We start from the raw sequence: 2,945 nt of genomic DNA, 5'->3' as shown, positions 1-2,945 counted from the left end.
TGGCCCGCCCTGTTACCTTCGGCCCGTATATGGATAATTTTAAGGGCATCACCCAGGATTTGCTGGCGGCCAACGCTGCGGTTCAGGTTGTGGATGTCGAGGCCCTGGTAGCGCAGTTGGGGGCGTGGTTGACTACCCAGGAGCCAGCGACAGAGATGGGCGACCGTGCCTTGGCGTTTCTGCAGCAGCAGCGTGGCGCGCTGGGGCGTACTTTTTCCCTGCTAGATCATATCGTTCCGTAAGCATTTTAATAGGGATAGGCCCAGCCTTCCGGCTGATCCTTGAAACGACGGTGAACCCACCAGTATTGTTCAGGGGCTTTGCGGATGGCGGTCTCCAGCGCCTCATTCATCGCCGTGGCATCCGCCTCCGCATCGCCGCTCGGGAAAGATTCCGGCATAGGCACAATCTCGATACGAAAACCCTCACCACCCGGTAGCCGATAGGCAAAGAGTCCGAACACCGGGCTTCCGCGCCGCGCTGCCAGCCGGCCCAGCAAAGGTGTCGTACAGGCAGGACGGCCAAAGAACGGGGCATAATCCCCTTCGCGCGGATCGACGTTCTGATCCGGGAGTATGCCGATGGCGTTTCCCTGATGCAGCGCGTGGAGCAGGGGACGGATACCGCCCTCCTTGGGGACCAGTTGCGCACCACTGCGCCCGCGGCCAGCCACAATGCGCGCGTTAACAGCCGGATTGCGGGTTTCCATGTAGAGTACGGTTACCGGCCAGCGTTGCCCGATGTAGAGCACCGCGGCTTCCCAGGCCCCCAGGTGCGCGGTGAAGAGAATAACCCCATGTCCTTTGGCTAAAGCGGCGTCCACCAGATCGTCTCCACGCACTTCGCGGATCAGGCCGAGGGCGCGGGGCAAGGGCCAGTACCACAGTGGTCCCAACTCCAGGGCCGCCTGGCCCAGTGCCCGGAAATGCGCGCGCCGCAGAGTATGCCGCTGGGCCAGGCTCATCATGGGGAAAACTATGGCAAGATTGGCGTCCACCACCTTGCGCGCCCGTGTCATACTGAGCCGTACCAAGTCACCGAGCATTGCACCGAGAGCCGCACGCCAACGCCGCGGCAGGTAACCCGCCCCGCGCAGAATGCCCGCTGCCAGCGAGGCTACTGCCTTTTGCCGCAGATTTCCGTGCTCCTCAGCCACTTTTCCCTGGTCTCCCCCATTTTGTGGCAGGTATTGTAGGATAGGGCGGGGCGTTCGGATACCCATTGTTCGCATGGTGTTGCCCGCGAAGAGACTTCCGGACTACTGGTACAGCGCCCGCCGCAGGTGATCCATGCCTTCCTCCAGCACGCTCCGCGGTGCAGCGAAATTCAGTCGCACAAAACCCTCGCCGCCCGGCCCGAAACTGGGGCCGGGATTGAGGCCGAGACCTGATTGCAGCAGTCGCCGAGCGAGCGTCTCGTCGTCGCCGTAATGGTGCACATCCAGCCAGGCCAGATAACCGAACTCCGGTTGCCGGTAGCCGACTTCGGGTAGCTCCCGCATCAAATACTCGCTGATGAAGCGGGCATTATTGCTCAGATACTGGCGCAATGCGGCCTGCCACGCCGCACCGTGCCGCCAGGCGCTGGTCATGGCGGTCAGGGCAAAAAGGTTGGTGTGCTGAATCTGGCTGCGCCGGACCTCATCCTGAAAGGCGCGCCGTAACCCGGCATCGGAGATGACGCTGACCCCGCCACCCAGTCCCGCCAGATTGAAGCTTTTGCCAGCAGAGGTCAGGAGGATCGAGCGCGGGAGGCGGCTGGGGAAAGGGCAGTGCGGATGGTGGCTGAGATCGGCATGGATTTCATCGCTGACCACCACGCAGCCAGCATCGGTGCAGAGTGTGCCCAGTCGCTGCAGTTCTTCCGGTGTCCAGACCCGCCCCACTGGGTTGTGGGGCGAGCAGAGGAGCAGCAGTTTCGCCCGCTGGACGGCGGTTTCCAGGGCATCCCAGTTCATGCGGTAATGGCCGGTGTCATCCGCGATCAGTGGGGCCAGCAGCAATTCCCGCCCGTTGTCCTCCACCGCGGTCATGAACGGCGGATAAATGGGCGGCATGACGATGATCGCCTCACCCGGCAGGGTGAAGGCGCGCACGGCTGCGTAAAGGGCGGGAACGACACCGCTGATGCAGGCGATCGCGTCGCTTTCCGGTCGCCAGCCATGGCGCTTGGCCAGCCAACCGGCGGCGGCCTGCAACATGATCCCTTCGTTGCCCGGATAACCGAAAACGGGATGATGCAGACGTTCCTGCAAATCGGCTATGACCACGTCGGGTGCGGCGAAATCCATATCTGCCACCCACATGGGCAGCACTTCAGCGCCAAAACGTTCTGCCGCACCATCCCATTTGAGGGATCCGGTTCCGCGTCGTGGAATGACCCTGTCGAAGTCGACGCTGTCCTGCCCCGCGCTCATAAGCGCTCCCAGATGGTCACCTGCGCGATACTGTGCTGATATTTGCGCGCCGTTTCGCGGATGACGAAGGACAAATCCTGCGGGCTGTCATCGCGCAGACGGAATGGTCCGGACAAAATTTCCCGCAGGGCGTCGAAGGTGCTCAGATTCTCCCCATCCCGTTTGAAACCGCCGAGCCATTCCGTCCGCGCGGTATATTCTTCCAGCCAGGTATAGGGTGAAGTGATGACCAGTAAACCGCCGGGAAGGATGCGGTCGGCAATGTCCTCCAGAAATTTGCGGGGATGGTGCAGGCGGTCAATGAGGTTGGCTGCGATTACCAGATCATAATCCCGATACAAAGGCTTCAGATTGCAGGCGTCGGCCTGGAAGAAGTGGACCCGGTCCGCCGTCCCGGTCAAACCCAGGGCAGCGAGATCTGCCGTTTGATAGCTTTGCAGTTCACCCTCTTCGGTCAGCGTGTAGGAGAAGTGCCCGCGCTCACGCAGTTGCACGCCTACGCTGATGAAGCGTGCGGAGAAGTCGAGGC

General features: G+C 62.0%; 3 protein-coding genes and 1 pseudogene. 1 reads left to right on the top strand and 3 read right to left on the bottom strand.

Annotated features, from left to right (window positions below):
* Window positions 1-242: pseudogene (locus AC2VNK_RS07595) on the top strand (lipid IV(A) 3-deoxy-D-manno-octulosonic acid transferase); the annotation flags it as partial.
* Between the two features lie 5 nt (window positions 243-247).
* On the opposite strand, the gene AC2VNK_RS07590 reads toward AC2VNK_RS07595, so the two are convergent.
* The 3 genes from AC2VNK_RS07590 to AC2VNK_RS07580 form a co-directional block, all read right to left on the bottom strand.
* Window positions 248-1,156, bottom strand: coding sequence for a lysophospholipid acyltransferase family protein (locus tag AC2VNK_RS07590; RefSeq protein ID WP_486883357.1), 909 nt, complete (start codon window positions 1,154-1,156; stop codon window positions 248-250).
* A gap of 102 nt (window positions 1,157-1,258) precedes the next feature.
* Entirely contained in the window at window positions 1,259-2,416 is a 1,158-nt protein-coding gene (locus tag AC2VNK_RS07585) for a PatB family C-S lyase (RefSeq protein WP_486883356.1), read from the bottom strand.
* On the bottom strand, window positions 2,413-2,945 hold a 533-nt coding region (locus AC2VNK_RS07580), incomplete at its 5' end, for a putative 4-mercaptohistidine N1-methyltransferase (protein ID WP_486883355.1). The genes AC2VNK_RS07580 and AC2VNK_RS07585, both read right to left, overlap by 4 nt.

This window comes from Acidithiobacillus sp. TH-A35 (assembly GCF_057473505.1).
This window is presented reverse-complemented; position numbering and strand designations above follow the sequence as displayed.